The sequence below is a fragment of the Streptomyces sp. A18 genome (genome assembly GCF_059026065.1).
The window spans coordinates 547,218-562,004 of record NZ_JBWLKL010000002.1 but is presented as its reverse complement, the minus strand read 5'-3'; the positions used below and the strand labels follow the sequence as shown (position 1 = coordinate 562,004).

The 14,787-nt window shown below is 70.2% G+C and carries 17 protein-coding genes, 2 tRNA genes and 1 other RNA gene; 15 read left to right on the top strand and 5 right to left on the bottom strand.

Annotated elements, in window-relative coordinates; all coding sequences use genetic code 11:
- Positions 1-10: 10 nt before the first annotated feature.
- An RNA gene (gene ffs / locus AC5P1C_RS05425) (signal recognition particle sRNA small type) lies at positions 11-109 on the bottom strand.
- A gap of 142 nt (positions 110-251) precedes the next feature.
- Between ffs and AC5P1C_RS05420 the strand changes: the two genes are divergently transcribed.
- Positions 252-339: transfer RNA gene (locus AC5P1C_RS05420), tRNA-Ser, on the top strand.
- A gap of 83 nt (positions 340-422) precedes the next feature.
- Here the strand turns inward: AC5P1C_RS05420 and AC5P1C_RS05415 are convergent.
- Entirely contained in the window at positions 423-908 is a 486-nt protein-coding gene (locus AC5P1C_RS05415) for a cupin domain-containing protein (protein WP_493864477.1), read from the bottom strand.
- A gap of 155 nt (positions 909-1,063) precedes the next feature.
- Between AC5P1C_RS05415 and AC5P1C_RS05410 the strand changes: the two genes are divergently transcribed.
- Positions 1,064-1,984, top strand: a complete 921-nt coding sequence (locus AC5P1C_RS05410) for a LysR family transcriptional regulator (RefSeq protein ID WP_493864476.1) — start codon at positions 1,064-1,066, stop codon at positions 1,982-1,984.
- Here the strand turns inward: AC5P1C_RS05410 and AC5P1C_RS05405 are convergent.
- Positions 1,981-3,582, bottom strand: a complete 1,602-nt coding sequence (locus tag AC5P1C_RS05405) for an ABC-F family ATP-binding cassette domain-containing protein (protein WP_493864475.1) — start codon at positions 3,580-3,582, stop codon at positions 1,981-1,983. The genes AC5P1C_RS05410 and AC5P1C_RS05405 overlap by 4 nt on opposite strands.
- A 171-nt stretch (positions 3,583-3,753) precedes the next feature.
- Here AC5P1C_RS05405 and AC5P1C_RS05400 point away from each other — a divergent pair, with 171 nt between their 5' ends.
- Entirely contained in the window at positions 3,754-4,338 is a 585-nt protein-coding gene (locus AC5P1C_RS05400) for an HhH-GPD-type base excision DNA repair protein (RefSeq protein ID WP_493864474.1), read from the top strand.
- A gap of 588 nt (positions 4,339-4,926) precedes the next feature.
- Positions 4,927-5,088 (top strand): hypothetical protein, encoded by a 162-nt coding sequence (locus tag AC5P1C_RS05395; RefSeq protein WP_493864473.1) that lies wholly within the window; start codon positions 4,927-4,929, stop codon positions 5,086-5,088.
- A gap of 65 nt (positions 5,089-5,153) precedes the next feature.
- On the opposite strand, the gene AC5P1C_RS05390 is transcribed toward AC5P1C_RS05395, so the two are convergent.
- Positions 5,154-6,839 (bottom strand): helicase HerA-like domain-containing protein, encoded by a 1,686-nt coding sequence (locus AC5P1C_RS05390; RefSeq protein WP_493864472.1) that lies wholly within the window; start codon positions 6,837-6,839, stop codon positions 5,154-5,156.
- Positions 6,840-6,959: 120 nt separating this feature from the next.
- Here AC5P1C_RS05390 and AC5P1C_RS05385 point away from each other — a divergent pair, with 120 nt between their 5' ends.
- Both AC5P1C_RS05385 and AC5P1C_RS05380 read left to right on the top strand, forming a co-directional pair.
- Positions 6,960-7,256: a type II toxin-antitoxin system VapB family antitoxin gene (locus AC5P1C_RS05385; protein ID WP_003955420.1), complete on the top strand. Its 297-nt coding sequence runs from the start codon at positions 6,960-6,962 to the stop codon at positions 7,254-7,256.
- A gap of 181 nt (positions 7,257-7,437) precedes the next feature.
- Positions 7,438-8,064, top strand: a complete 627-nt coding sequence (locus tag AC5P1C_RS05380; protein ID WP_493864539.1) for a LytR C-terminal domain-containing protein — start codon at positions 7,438-7,440, stop codon at positions 8,062-8,064.
- Between the two features lie 61 nt (positions 8,065-8,125).
- Here AC5P1C_RS05380 and upp read toward each other — a convergent pair whose 3' ends face one another.
- A complete protein-coding gene (gene upp, locus AC5P1C_RS05375; protein ID WP_367043587.1) occupies positions 8,126-8,761 on the bottom strand; it encodes a uracil phosphoribosyltransferase in 636 nt (211 codons plus the stop codon).
- Between the two features lie 144 nt (positions 8,762-8,905).
- Here upp and AC5P1C_RS05370 point away from each other — a divergent pair, with 144 nt between their 5' ends.
- From AC5P1C_RS05370 to AC5P1C_RS05330, 9 genes are all read left to right on the top strand, one after another.
- Complete coding sequence (locus tag AC5P1C_RS05370) at positions 8,906-9,097, top strand: hypothetical protein (protein ID WP_493864538.1); 192 nt, start codon at positions 8,906-8,908, stop codon at positions 9,095-9,097.
- Positions 9,098-9,302: 205 nt separating this feature from the next.
- Positions 9,303-9,884 (top strand): tRNA adenosine deaminase-associated protein, encoded by a 582-nt coding sequence (locus AC5P1C_RS05365; protein ID WP_493864537.1) that lies wholly within the window; start codon positions 9,303-9,305, stop codon positions 9,882-9,884.
- Positions 9,885-9,980: 96 nt separating this feature from the next.
- On the top strand, positions 9,981-10,412 hold the full coding sequence (tadA, locus tag AC5P1C_RS05360) for a tRNA adenosine(34) deaminase TadA (protein ID WP_493864536.1): 432 nt from the start codon (positions 9,981-9,983) through the stop codon (positions 10,410-10,412).
- Between the two features lie 57 nt (positions 10,413-10,469).
- Positions 10,470-10,554, top strand: a tRNA-Ser gene (locus AC5P1C_RS05355).
- A gap of 502 nt (positions 10,555-11,056) precedes the next feature.
- Positions 11,057-11,236: a hypothetical protein gene (locus AC5P1C_RS05350; protein ID WP_493864471.1), complete on the top strand. Its 180-nt coding sequence runs from the start codon at positions 11,057-11,059 to the stop codon at positions 11,234-11,236.
- 52 nt (positions 11,237-11,288) lie between these two features.
- On the top strand, positions 11,289-11,582 hold the full coding sequence (locus AC5P1C_RS05345) for a Dabb family protein (protein ID WP_344524501.1): 294 nt from the start codon (positions 11,289-11,291) through the stop codon (positions 11,580-11,582).
- 335 nt (positions 11,583-11,917) lie between these two features.
- The gene (locus tag AC5P1C_RS05340; protein WP_493864535.1) at positions 11,918-12,718 is read left to right on the top strand and encodes an RNA polymerase sigma factor SigF; all 801 of its coding nucleotides are present in this window, start codon (positions 11,918-11,920) and stop codon (positions 12,716-12,718) included.
- 244 nt (positions 12,719-12,962) lie between these two features.
- Positions 12,963-13,823 (top strand): RNA polymerase sigma factor SigF, encoded by an 861-nt coding sequence (locus tag AC5P1C_RS05335; RefSeq protein ID WP_493864470.1) that lies wholly within the window; start codon positions 12,963-12,965, stop codon positions 13,821-13,823.
- Between the two features lie 90 nt (positions 13,824-13,913).
- Positions 13,914-14,690 carry a hypothetical protein gene (locus AC5P1C_RS05330; protein WP_493864469.1) on the top strand — a complete coding sequence of 259 codons (777 nt, stop codon included), beginning with the start codon at positions 13,914-13,916 and terminating at the stop codon, positions 14,688-14,690.
- Positions 14,691-14,787 lie beyond the last annotated feature (97 nt).

Here is a 14,787-nt window from a genome sequence, read left to right as displayed (position 1 = left end):
CATACCGCGAACGCAAAGCGCCCCCCACGCACCCGCCAGAGCCAACCTACCCTTGCTGCCTTCCGGCCCTGGGGGAGTTCAGTCAGATAGCGCCACGTGAGGGGCTGAGCCCTACCCTAGCGGATCCCGGTGGCCGGAAGCGACGCCGGACCCCACCACGGCACCCGCCCCGGACGATCTCGTGAGCGATCTTGGGACCGGAGCCGGATCGTGTTCGCGAGCACTCCTCAACGTCTTGTATTGTTTGCGGCGGAGGATTCGCCTAGTGGCCTAGGGCGCACGCTTGGAAAGCGTGTTGGGGGCAACCCCTCACGAGTTCGAATCTCGTATCCTCCGCCAGTGCCTCACCGGGCACTAACGTTGAAGGGCCCCACCGTCCGCGGTGGGGCCCTTCGACGTTCTCCCCGCCCGCTGCCTCGCGCTCACTGCTCGACGAAGAAGCTGTCGTGCTTCACGAGGAACTCGCCGAACTCCTTGCCGCCCTTCTGGGCCATCTCCGCCACTTGCTCGAAGTACTCCTCGCGCGGGGCGCCCGGCGCGAAGAGCAGGATCATGGAGGCGGGGTCGTCGCTGTCGTTCTTGAAGGCGTGCAGGCCGCCGACCGGGACGTAGAGGAAGTCGCCGGGGCCGCCGGTGATCCATCGATCGCCGTCGTAGAGCTGGACCTGGCCGGACAGGACGAAGAAGGACTCCGAGATCGACTTGTGGAAGTGCGTCTTCGGGCCGGGCGACTTCGGGCCCAAGTCCACCTTGTAGAGGCCGAATTCGCCGCCGGTGGAGGCGTGCGTCGCGAGGTAGTGCGTGCGGTTTCCACCGGGGCGCACGAGCTCGGGCTCCTGGTCGGAGGGCCTGAACACCGCGTTGATCTCGCCTTCTTCGCCGAGATAGCGCGGCTCCGGATAGGACATGTTCCGCTCCTTCGTCGGTGACAGGGCCGGCTTGTCGCTCGCCGGTCGCGCGCCTGCCACTCCCTGGGTGCTGACTTGCTGACTTTATCCACGGGCACCGCACTCCCACCGTTAGTTGTACGTAAGAATTCGAGGGCAGAGTTAAGCTGTACTGCATGCTTGATACGAGGCGCATGCAGGTCCTCCGGGCAGTGGTCACCAGCGGCTCGGTGACCGCCGCGGCGCGGAACCTCGGGTACACGCCCTCCGCGGTGAGCCAGCAGATGGCCGCCCTGGAGAAGGAGGCGGGCATCGCCCTCCTGGAGCGCACCGGCCGCGGGGTGCGGCCGACGGACGCCGGGCGGCTGCTCACCGAGTACGCGGTCGCGATCGGCAAGCAGATCGCCGAGGCGGAGACCGCGCTCGCCGGGCTGCGGGAGGGGCGGACCGGCCGGGTGTCGATGCGGTACTTCACGACGGCGGGCGCCACGCTCGTCGCCCCCGCTCTCGCGGCGCTGCGGCGCGAACAGCCCGGTGTGCGGGTGGAGTTGAAGCTGTCGGATCCCGACGACCCCATGCCGGAGGTGCGGGACCGACAGGCCGATCTCGCCCTGGTGGTCAGGCCGCGGGGCCAACTCTCCGTGGACGCCGTCCGGTTCGAGCATCTTCTGGACGACCGCTACCACGCCGTACTCCCCGAGGGGCATCCCCTCGCCTCGAAGCAACTGCTCGAAATGACGGACCTGGCCGACGAGCCGTGGGTCGCGAGCGAGTCGCCGGGGCCCTGCCTCGACCCCATCCTCAAGGCGTGCGGCGCGGCCGGCTTCAGCCCGGACTTCGTGGTGGAAAGCGGGGACTACGCCACGGCACAGGGCTTCGTCGCCGCGGGCCTGGGTGTCAGCCTGGTCCCGGAACTCGGCCTGGACGCCCCGCACTCCGGAGTGGTGGTCCGCGAGGTCCACAACCCGGTGCCGATCCGGTCGATCTACGCGGCGGTGCGGGGCGAGGCGCCGTACCGCCCTGCGGTAGGGGCGCTGCTCGCCGCACTGCGGAACTCAATTCCGCGGCGCGGCGAGCCGGGCGCCACCGAGGGCTAGGCGAGCGCCACGAGACCCCGGTAGTCCGGGCTCCACAGGTCCTCGGTGCCGTCGGGCAGGAGCAGCACGCGATCGGGTCGCAGCGCGTCGATGGCGCCCTCGTCGTGCGTCACCATCACGATCGCGCCCGGATACGTCCCCACCGCCCCGAGCACCTCGTCGCGCGATGCCGGGTCGAGGTTGTTGGTCGGCTCGTCGAGCAGCAGTACGTTCGCCCCCGAGTGCACGAGGCCCGCGAGCGCGAGCCGGGTCTTCTCGCCGCCGGAGAGCACCGCGGCGGGCTTGTCGGCGTCGTCCCCGCGGAACAGGAAGGACCCCAGGACTCCCCGCACCTCACCGTCCGTGAGACCGGGCGCGGTGGCGGCGAGGTTCTCCCGCACGGTCATCCCGCCGTCGAGGGTGTCGTGCTCCTGCGCGAAGTAGCCGAGCCGGGCGCCGTGACCGTGCACCACCCGCCCGCTGTCCGGGAGTTCGGCGCCGGCGAGGATCCGGAGCAGGGTGGTCTTCCCGGCTCCGTTGAGCCCGAGCACGACGAGCCGGCTGCCCCGGTCGACGGCGAGATCGACACCACCGAGCACGCCATGCCCTCCGTACGCCTTCACCAGACCGACCGCACCCAGCGGCGTCCTCCCGCAGGGGGCAGGCTCGGGCAGCCGGATCCGCGCGACCCGCTCCCCCCTGCGCACGGGCTCGGTGGCGGCGAGCATCCGGTCGGCGCGACGGGCCATGTTCTTCGCGGCGGTGGCGGTGGCGACGTGCGAGCGCATCTTCTCCGCCTGGGTGCGCAGCGAGGCCGCCTTCCGCTCCGCGTTGGCCCGCTCACGGCCGCGCCGCCGCTCGTCGGCGGCTCGCTGGGACAGGTAGGTGTGCCAGCCGGTGTTGTGTACGTCGACGGCGGCTCGGCCCGGGTCGACGGCGAACACACGGTTGACGGTGTCCGCGAGCAACTCGACGTCGTGGCTGATGAGGACGAGCCCACCGGGATAGGACCCGAGGTACCCGCGCAGCCACCCGACCGAATCGGCGTCCAGGTGGTTGGTCGGCTCGTCGAGCAGCAGGTTGTCGTGGCGCGAGAAGAGGATCCGGGCCAGCTCCACGCGGCGCCGCTGACCGCCGGAGAGATGGCCCACCGGCGCGTCCATCGTCCGCTCGGGGAGACCGAGCCCGGCGGCCACGCGGGCGGCCTCCGCCTCGGCGGCGTACCCGCCGCGGGCCTGGAACGCGTCGTCCGCGCGGGCGTAGGCGGCCATGGCGCGCTGCTGCTCGGCGCCACTGCGGGCGTCGGCCATCGCTCGCTCGGCGGTACGCAGATCATGTGCGGCCCGGTCCAGGCCGCGGGCGGAGAGGATGCGGGCGGTGACGGTGCCGTGCGGGTCGGCGGCGGCGGGGTCCTGGGCCAGGTAGCCGAGAGAGCCGGTGCGGGTGAGGGTTCCGGCGGCCGGGGTGACCTGGCCCGCGAGGGTCCTGAGCAGGGTGGTCTTGCCGGCGCCGTTACGGCCCACGAGGCCGATGCGGTCGCCGGGGGCGATGTGGAAGGAGGCGCCGGCCAGCAGAAGCCGGGCGCCGACGCGGACGTCGATGCGTCGGGCGGTGATCATGAGGTAACGCTCCGCAGTAGCGAATGGACACACGGGTGACGTGGAGACCGGTGTCCTGGCTAGGAGATGCGGGGCGTGGACATGCGGCGAGGCTAACGGGGCGGGGCGCGGGGGCGCACGCGGATTTTCCGGGACGTGCGAAGGTCCCGTCCGAGCGGGATGATCGGCTCCATGGACGTCACCCTTCACCTGGCCCAGGAGCCGGAAGCCGATGAGCTCCTCGGCCGCAGTCCGCTGGCCGCGCTCGTCGGGATGCTGCTCGACCAGCAGGTTCCGATGGAGTGGGCGTTCGCGGGCCCGCATACGATCGCGCGGCGGTTGAACGCGGACGATCTCGACGCGCACGAGATCGCGGCGTACGACCCCGATGAGTTCGCCGCCCTGCTCTCCACCAAGCCGGCTGTGCACCGCTATCCGGGGTCGATGGCGAAGCGGATCCAGCAGCTGTGCGCGTACCTGGTGGAGCACTACGAGGGTGACCCCACCGCCCTGTGGGAGGGGGCCGCGTCCGGCAAGGACCTCTTGCGGCGCCTCAACGACCTCCCCGGCTTCGGGAAGCAGAAGTCCCAGATCTTCCTGGCCCTGCTCGGCAAGCAGCTGGGCGTACGCCCTTCCGGCTGGCGGGAGGCGGCGGGGCCGTACGGAGAGCCGGACGCGTACCGCTCGGTGGCGGACATCACGGGCCCGGAATCCCTCCAGAGGGTCCGCACCCACAAGCAACAGCTAAAAGCGGCAGCAAAGTCCCCCGCCAAGTAACCACCCCTTGGCCCTGCCCCCCGCCAACAGCGCCCCGCAGCGATTGGCGAATCGCCTCACTCGGCAGCGCACGCAAGGGGAACCGGCGCGGCCCCGCCCCACAGCCGGACCAGCCCCGCAGAGCCTCTAGCCCAAGAGGGCGGATCTCTGCGGCAGGCCAAGCCAATGAGGTGTCGTCGGGGGACATGACCCCTCATGAGTCGCCTCGCGTCACGCCGTCCCGCGTGGCTCCGGGCTGTCCTCATCCTTCTGGCCCTCCTCGGCGCCGTCCTCGCCCCAGCGGCCCCCGCGACCTCCGCAGAAGCCGCCCCCGCCCCACCCGCGGCCATCTCGACCGAGCCCACCGGCGAGGCCCACCAGGACAGCGCCGACAGCTCGCTCCGCGTACCCACGAAACGCTCCGCCCCGCGCACCGCCCCAGCCACAGGGCCACGCATCCCCGCTCCACGCCACCCCCGGACCCCACACATCCGCCTACCCCTCCCCCTCCCCGCCCCACGCTCCGTCGTCCTCCGCTGCTGACAGTCCCGCCCCGGACTGACCGACCGCCCATCACCACCACCAGCAGCGAACCGAGGACAGACACCCATGCCCATCGACCCGTACGCGGCCCTGCACGCCCTCCTCCGCGCCGAAGCCGTACGCAACGCGCCCCACACCAGCCCCGACCCCGCCCCGGCCGCCCAGCCGCCGTCGCAGACCGAAGAGGAGGACCGCCGGACGGAGAAGTCCGAGCGGAACGACGGCTGACCCCACCCACACCCATCTCCCCGGCGCAGACGCAAAACGCAGACGCAGGCGCAGGCGCAGACTCCTCAGCGTCTGCGCCGGGCCGTCCCGAACACCGACCGCGAGATCTCCCGCCCGATCTGCGTCCCCAACGACCGCGCCAGCGACTTGAAGATCCCGCTCCCCACCACCTGCTCCGCCACGGAACCAGTCCCCGCCCCAGCCCCCCGCGCCTTCCCCTTCGGCTCCGCCTTACCCGCCTCCGCAGCAGCCGCCGGGGCCTCCGCCTCCGCCTCCACCTGACGCGCACTCAACTTCTCGTACGCCGACTCCCGGTCCACCGCCTCCGCGTACCGCCCGTACAACAACGACCCCTTCACCGCCCCCTCCAGCGCCCCCGCCTCCATCGGCCCCATCAACGACTCCGGCGCCCGCAACCGCGTAACAGCCACCGGCGTCGGCGCCCCCTTCTCGCTCAGGACGGTGATCACCGCCTCGCCCGTGCCGATCGCGGTCAGCGTCTCCTCCAGGTCGTACGCCGAGTTCGGGAACGTACGGACCGTCGCCTTCAGCGCCTTCTGGTCGTCCGGCGTGAAGGCGCGCAACGCGTGCTGCACGCGGTTGCCCAGCTGGGCGAGCACATCGCCCGGTACGTCCTTCGGCGTCTGCGTCACGAAGAAGACGCCGACCCCCTTCGACCGGATCAGCCGCACGGTCTGCGTGATCGCCTCCAGGAACGCCTTCGACGCCCCGTTGAAGAGCAGATGCGCCTCGTCGAAGAAGAAGACCAGCTTCGGCTTCTCCACGTCGCCCACCTCGGGCAGGTCGTTGTAGAGGTCCGCGAGCAGCCACATCAGGAACGTCGAGAAGAGTTGCGGCTTGTCCTGCACGGCGGGCAGTTCGAGCACCGACACCAGGCCACGCCCGTCCGGCGCCGCCCGCAGGAACTCGCTCGTGTCGAACTCCGGCTCCCCGAAGAAGTCCCCCATGCCCTGCGCCTCGAAGGCGGTAAGCGCTCGCAGGATGACGCCCGCGGTGACCGTGGAGAGCCCCCCGATCCCCTTGAGCTCCGACTTGCCCTCGTCCGACGTCAGGAACGTCACCACGGCCCGCAGGTCCTTCAGGTCGACCAGTTCGAGCCCTTTCTGGTCGGCGTAGTGGAAGATCAGGCCGAGCGACTGCTCCTGGGTCTGGTTCAGCTGCAGCACCTTCGAGAGCAGCACCGGGCCGAAGCTCGTGATCGTGGCCCGTACCGGGATCCCGGTGCCGATGCCGCCCAGCGCGTAGAACTCGCTGGGGAAGCCCGTCGCCTCCCACGTCTGGCCGACCTCCCGCGCCCGCTCGGCGACCTTCTCGCCGCTCTCTCCCGGCACCGAGATCCCCGATACGTCCCCCTTGATGTCGGCGAGGAACACCGGCACCCCCTGCGCGGCCAACTGCTCGGCGATGAGCTGGAGGGTCTTCGTCTTCCCGGTGCCGGTCGCCCCCGCGACGAGCCCGTGCCGGTTGAGCATGGCCAGCGGGATGCGGATCTGGGCGTCGGGCAGACACCGCCCGTCCCACAGGAGCGCCCCGAGATCCAGCGCGGGCCCGGTGAAGGCGTACCCGGAGACGATCTCCAGCGCTTCCTGCGGCAGCGAACGCGGCGCCGCACCCCCAGCGGCAGCCCCCGCGGAACCCGTCCCTCCAGCCGTCACCCCCACGCCTGACGGAGACTCGTTCGAGGGGTTCGCGGCCCCCGTCGTGGACGGCATCGGCTGGCTGTCGCTCACTTCTGCCCCTGCTCCCGGCTTGAGTGTTCCCGGTTTGCCCCGATTTCCGGTGTCATTTCCCAGAGTCGCACTCCGTCGCCATGGCTGCGCCCGGAGAGCCTTGCCCGGTAGGCTTTCCGTGTGATCTTCAAGCGCATCGGAAACGGCCGGCCGTACCCCGACCACGGCCGGGAAAGCACCCGGCAGTGGGCGGACGTCGCGCCGCGCCCGGTCCGCCTCGATCAGCTCGTGACGACCAAGGGCCAGCTGGACCTAGAGACGCTCCTCGCGGAGGACTCGACGTTCTACGGCGACCTCTTCGCGCACGTGGTGAAGTGGCAGGGCGACCTCTACCTGGAAGACGGACTGCACCGCGCGGTCCGCGCCGCGCTCCAGCAGCGCCAGGTGCTGCACGCCCGCGTCCTCGAACTGGGCTGAGAAACGGGCTGAGGACCGGGCTGAGACCTGGGCGGGCCCGCGGGCCCCAGCCGTATCGCCGGGCACCCACGCCCTCATTGACCCTTTCGGGTTGGACTGCACCCAAGTCAATGATCATTTAGTAGGCATCACGGCGTCGTCGCACTACGCTGCGCCCATGAGCATGCTCACTCCCCCCGGCATGGGCGGCAAGTACCGCATCACGGGGGCCAAATATCCGCGTATGCGCCGATCGCGTGGCCGCCGCAGGATCGTGCTCGCGGTGGTCGCGTCCGTCGTCGCGGTCGGCCTGATCGGCTGGGGAACCCTGCAGCTCATCGACGTCTTCACGGGCGGCGGCAAGGCCACGGCGGCAGGCTCGCGCAGCGGCTGCGCGGCCAAGAAATCCGGCCCGTCGGCCAAGCCGCCCGCTCCCAAGGCACTGCCCGAGCCCGGCCAGATCAAGGTCAACGTCTTCAACGCCACGCCCCGCGGCGGCCTCGCCAAGGACGTCGCGGCCGAGCTCAAGAAGCGCGGCTTCGCCGTCGGCAAGGTGGACAACGCGACGAAGGAGTACGACAAGAAGGTCAAGGGCACCGGGATACTGCTCGGCGCCAAGTCCGCCACGGACACCGCGCTGCCGGTGCTCGGCACGCAGCTCGCGGGCACCGAGAACCGCACGGACGCCCGCAAGGGCGGCGAGGTGGACCTGATCCTGGGCACGAAGTTCAAGGATCTGGCAAAGAAAGAGGACGCCGACAAGGCCCTGGCGGTACTCGCCAAGCCCAAGCCGACGCCCTCGACGTCCAGCGGTCAAAAAGACTGCTGAGCGCTACGCCGTACGACCGCTGAGCCTCACGACTCACGAAGGACCGCTCAGCGCTACCGCGCTACTCCGCGGTCCCGTACATCCGGTCCCCGGCGTCGCCGAGGCCCGGCACGATGTAGCCGCTCTCGTTGAGCCGCTCGTCGACCGATGCCGTCACGACCGTCACCGGCGTGCCCGCGAGCTCGCGCTCCATGACCTCGACGCCCTCGGGCGCGGCGAGGAGCACCACGGCGGTGACGTCGTCGGCGCCGCGCTTGATCAGTTCCTGGATGGCCGCGACGAGCGTGCCGCCGGTGGCCAGCATCGGGTCCAGGACGTACACCTGACGCCCGGAGAGGTCCTCCGGCATGCGGGTCGCGTACGTCGACGCCTGGAGCGTCTCCTCGTCGCGGATCATCCCGAGGAAGCCCACCTCGGCGGTCGGCAGAAGCCGGACCATGCCGTCCAGCATGCCGAGCCCGGCGCGCAGGATCGGTACGACCAGGGGGCGCGGGTGGGACAGCTTGACGCCGGTGGTCGGGGTGACCGGGGTCTCGATGTCGACCTGCTCGGTGCGCACGTCCCGGGTGGCCTCATACGCGAGCAAGGTGACCAGCTCGTCGGCGAGGCGCCGGAAGGTAGGGGAGTCGGTGCGCTTGTCGCGCAGCGTGGTGAGTTTGTGCGCCACCAGCGGGTGGTCGACGACGTGGATCCGCATGCCCTCAACAGTAACCGCGCCCGGCACCCCCCGGACTCCCCCCGCGACAGCCGGTCCCGCCCCTCGCTCCGGACTCACGGAACGGTCCGCGCTGGCATCAAACCCGCCGAACGGGGGAAAGTGGACGTACGACCTGGGGTGGTGATGCCCATGCCGGACACAGAGCCCGGCGGCCGAGAGCCGGACCGCGAGAGCGAAGCGGAGCGCCGCCGCCGTCGCGCGCAGTTCCTGCACGAACGGGCAGAGGCCATCGAGCTCCGCGACCGTGTGAAGCCGCGCCGCGCCCGGGCGGCACGGATGCGTCAGCAGATGCGCATGCGCACGTTCCGCTGGTAGCGCCCACCTCTCACGCAGGCATCGGGGAGCTGTCCGCGAGACGCGACGCGGACACAGCGGGCGGAAGACCTCTCCTTGGGCCGAGGTTTCTGCCACGATTCCGAGTGGGCGGGGCTTGGAACAGCAACTCCCCCGCTCCCCGAACTCGCCGGGGGGACACCCAAACCGTCAACCGGCACTGTCTATGACCAGTGGGAGAGTCACGGTGTACTTCGCCGCACTGCTCGCGCGCACCGAAGACGGGTGGGAAGCGAGCGACACGGAGCTCGACGATGTGGAGACCCTGTCGGATCTGACCGACCTGGCCCGCGAGGCCACGGCCGGCAGCGCTGAGGACGACACCGTCCTCGTCTTCATCGAACAGGAGGGCGCCTGGTTCGGCGTCGTCCGCGTCGACGGTGAGGAGGACCCTCGTATCTACGTCTCGGACGCGGCCGCCGCCGCCCGGAGTTCGTACGGCGAGATCCTGCTCACCGACGAGATGCTCGGCCGTGAGCCGGGCACCGACGACCCGGGTGTCGATCTGGACGCCCTCGACCTGGACGGCACGGAGGACGGCGAACCCGCCGAGTCCGAGGCCGGCCCCGATTCCGATTCCGCCGCCGACGACGAAGAGGCGGGGCACGCCGCGGGCGACGCGGTGCCCGCGGGGCCCCTCGGCGACTCGGAGCTCCTGACCGACCTCGGCGTGCCCGAGAAGGAGCTGCTCGGCCTGGAGCCCGGTGACGCGCTCAGCGACATCGCTGAGATCCTCGGGGCGGCGGAGGTGCTCGAGACCGTCCGCTAGGTTCCCGGTGTGACCGACGAGAACGACCGGAACGACCGGAACGACGCCATCACCTCACGGCAGCCCGATCCCGTGCGTGACCGCTGGCGGTCTTCCATGCGGCTCGCCCTGGCCGAGGCCGAACTGGCCCTACAGGGCGGCGATGTGCCCGTCGGCGCCGTCGTGCTGTCCCCGGACGGCACGACGGTGCTCGCGTCGGGCCACAACGAACGCGAGGCGACCGGCGACCCGACCGCGCACGCGGAGGTGCTCGCCGTCCGCCGGGCGGCCGCCGCGCTCGGCGCGTGGCGCCTTGCCGGCTGCACGCTGGTGGTGACCCTGGAGCCCTGCACGATGTGCGCGGGCGCGCTCGTCCAGTCCCGCGTCGACCGGGTCGTCTACGGAGCGCGTGACGAGAAGGCGGGAGCCGCGGGCTCGGTCTGGGACGTCGTGCGCGACAGACGGCTCAACCACCGCCCCGAGGTGATCGAGGGCGTCCTCGCCGAGGAGGCCGCGGGCCTGCTCACCCGCTTCTTCCGCGGGCGCTGAGGGGCTTCGGCCAAACGGATTTCTGACCACGGGGGAGTTTGGGCTAGAGTTCCTCTCGGTAGCGTGTCCGAGCGGCCGAAGGAGCTCGCCTCGAAAGCGAGTGTGGGGAAACTCACCGTGGGTTCAAATCCCACCGCTACCGCTCTTGATACGAAGGCCCCGTCCGCGAGGACGGGGCCTTCGTCGTTCCCGGGGGCCTTCGTCGTTCCCGGGGGCCTTCGTCGTTCCCGGGGGCCTTCGTCGTTCCCGGGGCCGGGCGGACGGTCGACGGTCCCGCCGGCGCACAGACGAAAGCCCCGGCGCCGTGAGGCACCGGGGCTCTCTCCCGGTTGGACGGGGGAAGCGGCATCGGGGGGACAAGCCGCTCCCCCCGGCGAGGACTGGAACCCTCAAGCCAGCGCCGTCGTTCGGGGGGAAGCAGACGGCGCGTGACCCCGCAGTGGGGCCAGTCCCTTGCCCGCGGATTCCTGCCAGATCCGCTTGGGCACACACCCATCCTGCGCCTCGCGCCACTCGGAACGGCCCGGCAAAGGCCCTCTGCTGCCGGGCCGTTGGTCCTTAAAGACGCTGTGAGGACGGGCCGGGTTAGGCTTACGCCCGTCACAGGGGTCACAGAGCGCACAGCGGGTAAGGGGAGGCCGAGCGTGGCGGTGCAGTGGAAAAAGGTCGGCCTCTTCGCCGTCGTCGTCTTCATGCTCTACGTGATCATCACTGACCCGGAAAAGGCCGCGGACTATGTGCAGATAGGCTTCGAGGCGGTTTCGGATGCCGCTCAGAGCATCGGCGACTTCATGACGTGGGTCGCCAACGGAGGCAAGGACTGAGCGGATCGTCACGCCGTCCCGCCGTCCTCTCCCCGCCTTCCCAGGAGTGCGCATGATCCGCCATCTGGTCCTCTTCAAGCTCAACGACGGTGTGGAGCGCGACGAGCCGCGCGTCGTCGAGGGCGTCAAGGCCTTCCGCGCGCTCGGCGAGCAGATCCCGGATCTCGCGTTCTGGGAGTGCGACTGGAACATCACCGACCGGCCCATCGCGTACGACTTCGCCATCAACTCGGCGGTCGAGGACACCGATGCGCTGAAGCGGTACATCGAGCACCCGGCCCACCAGGCGGGCGTCGCGCTGTGGCGGGAGTTCGCCACGTGGGTGATCGCGGACTACGAGTTCTGAGCCGACCGGCTCAGCAGCCTTCGCACAAACGGCCCCTCGCCGGAACGGTGAGGGGCTTTTCGGCGTCTTTTGCCCCAACTTGCCACTCAACACGTAGTTATCGGGTGCTTGCACACAGTGCACATGTCTTGTGATGCTATGACCGCTTTTGACGGATGAGTTGACCAAGGTCGGCTGATCTTGACTGAGCTCGACAGGACCTGACTGGGCTTGACCGAGAAGGGGTGGCGTTGACCGTGCCGGCCAGTACTGCGCCCGAAGCACCACCCGTGACCCCGCAAGCGAGCAGCACCCCCGGCGCACCCGGCACACCGAGCGCGCCGGGCCCACAGGGCGTGCAGCCCGCCCCGCCCACCGAGAGGACCCCCAGCAGCAGAGGCGCCGACACCCGGGCCCTGACGCAGGTGCTCTTCGGCGAGCTCAAGGGGCTCGAACCGGGCAGCCCCGAGCACGGCCGCGTCCGCGGCGCGCTCATCGAGGCCAATCTGCCGCTGGTGCGGTATGCCGCCGCCCGCTTCCGCAGCCGCAACGAACCGATGGAGGACGTCGTCCAGGTCGGCACGATCGGCCTGATCAACGCCATCGACCGCTTCGACCCCGACCGCGGCGTGCAGTTCCCGACCTTCGCGATGCCCACCGTGGTCGGCGAGATCAAGCGGTACTTCCGCGACAACGTACGAACGGTCCACGTGCCGCGCCGTCTTCACGAGCTGTGGGTGCAGGTGACCGGGGCGACCGAGGACCTCACCACGGCGTTCGGGCGCTCGCCCACGACCTCGGAGATCGCCGAGCGGCTTCGCATCACCGAGGAGGAGGTCCTGGCCTGCATCGAGGCCGGACGTTCGTACCACGCAACGTCGTTGGAGGCGGCCCAGGAAGGCGACGGGCTTCCCGGTCTGCTCGACCGGCTCGGCTATGAGGACCCGGCACTCGACGGGGTCGAGCACCGCGACCTCGTCCGCCATCTCCTCGTCCAACTGCCCGAGCGCGAACAGCGCATCCTGCTTCTGCGCTACTACAGCAATCTGACGCAATCACAGATCAGCGCCGAATTGGGCGTTTCCCAGATGCATGTGTCAAGACTGCTGGCCAGAAGCTTCGCGCGACTTCGATCCGCAAATCGTATCGAGGCGTAACCGTATCGAGTGGACTGCTCTTCCAGCGGTTCCCGACGTTCCCGCGAGCAGAAAAGCCCCAGACCCCCTCTTTCCTGCATCGATGTCACCCTTCTTTGTCGACATGTAACTACAGCGTGTTGCCGACATGTGACATTCTGCTGGAACCGCGTTTGCCGCAGCCCCACGTCCGGTATTCAGGTGGAGGCTGCGTTCCTCCGACGGGAGCGTCCGCCGTGACCGTCCGCGACCTCAAGGGGGTGGCATGTCCGCAGACCAGGGCAGCTCGAAGGTGCTCACGCTCACGAAGAGCGAATCAGCGCCCGATGCGCTTGCGAGCTCAAGTGTTTCCGGGGCTTCCGGCGCCATCGACACCCGCACCCTGTCCCGCTCCCTGTTCCTGCGGCTCGCCGCACTCGACAAGGACAGCCCTGAGCGTGTCTACGTAAGAGACACCCTGATCGAGCTCAACCTCCCCCTCGTCCGGTACGCGGCGGCCCGCTTCCGCAGCCGCAACGAACCGATGGAGGACATCGTCCAGGTCGGCACGATCGGCCTGATCAAGGCCATCGACCGCTTCGACTGCGAACGGGGCGTGGAATTCCCGACGTTCGCGATGCCGACGGTCGTGGGCGAGATCAAGCGCTTCTTCCGCGACACGAGTTGGTCGGTGCGCGTGCCGCGCCGCCTCCAGGAGCTGCGGCTCGCGCTGACGAAGACGAGCGACGAGCTGGCCCAGAAGCTGGACCGCTCGCCGACCGTGCCCGAACTCGCCAAGGCGCTCGGGGTGTCCGAGGAGGACGTGGTCGACGGCCTGGCCGTCGGAAACGCGTACACGGCCTCGTCGCTCGACTCTCCGGCCCTGGAGGACGACGGCGGCGAGGGCTCCCTCGCGGACCGCCTGGGGTACGAGGACAGCGCCCTGGAAGGCGTCGAGTACCGCGAGTCCCTCAAGCCGCTGCTCGCCAAGCTGCCGCCGCGTGAGCGCCGCATCATCATGCTGCGGTTCTTCGCGAACATGACGCAGTCGCAGATCGGCGAGGAGGTCGGCATCTCGCAGATGCATGTGTCGCGCCTGCTGACGCGGACGCTCTCGCAGCTGAGGGAAGGGCTCATCGCGGACTGACCCGGCTCCCCCTGTGGCTGAACGCGCCGCAGGGGGACTTGAGTTGCTGACGGGGTTCCTAATTGACGGTCCGTCAGACACACTGGCGCGATGCGACGTGGCATGCGGAACGTACTGGGTGCGTCTACGGCTGCCCTGTGCCTGGGCGGGCTCCTCGCCGCCTGCGGCAGCGAGGACGGCGACGGTTATGTGGCTACGGGTCCGGCTGCCGCGGGGCCTCAGCGGACTCCCGGCGCCGGCGTGGCCCCGACCGGGGACGTGGAGTTCGTGCCGTTGGACGGGGCCGAGGAGCCGCCTGGCGGCAAGGGTGGTGGCTCCGAGCCGTCGGAGTCCGGCTCAGGTGACCCGTCCGGCAAGTCCCCCAGCGGCAAGGCCGGTTCGGATGCTCCGGCTGCCCCGGAGAGCGGTGACTCCTCGACCGACGGCGCCAAGCCCGGTCGCACGGAGGGCAGTTCGGGAGGCAGTTCCACGGGGCGCCCTGAGGGCGGGGCGAGCGGCACCCCGTCCGCGCCCGGCGGGGGTGCGAGCAGCGGCCCCAGTGGGCCGAGTGGTCCGAGCGGGCCCGCGAAGCTGAGTGTCGGCGAACCTCAGCGGAAGCCCGCCGACGACCGCTGGTGCGAGAAAGTGACCGTCACCTTCCGCAACACCGGCGGATCGCCGGTGCGGTCCGGCACGGTCACCTTCGGCACGCATGTCATCGGTGCTCTTGGCGTTGACTGGGCGACGATCGAATCCACCCGGAAGCTGCCCGCCCCTATCGGCGCGGGGGAAACCGTGAAGAAGACCTGGCCCGTGTGCGTCGAGGCCTGGCGGGTGCCGCTGGGGATGCATGTGGAGACGCGGGACGTCTCCGTCGACTGGAAGTAGGGCCGCTTCTTCTTGCGGGTCCGCTGCGGCTGAGCGCGCAGTTCCCCGCGCCCCCAAAGCGCCCCTCCGGGGCGCTCCTCGGGGCAGACCCCGCCCG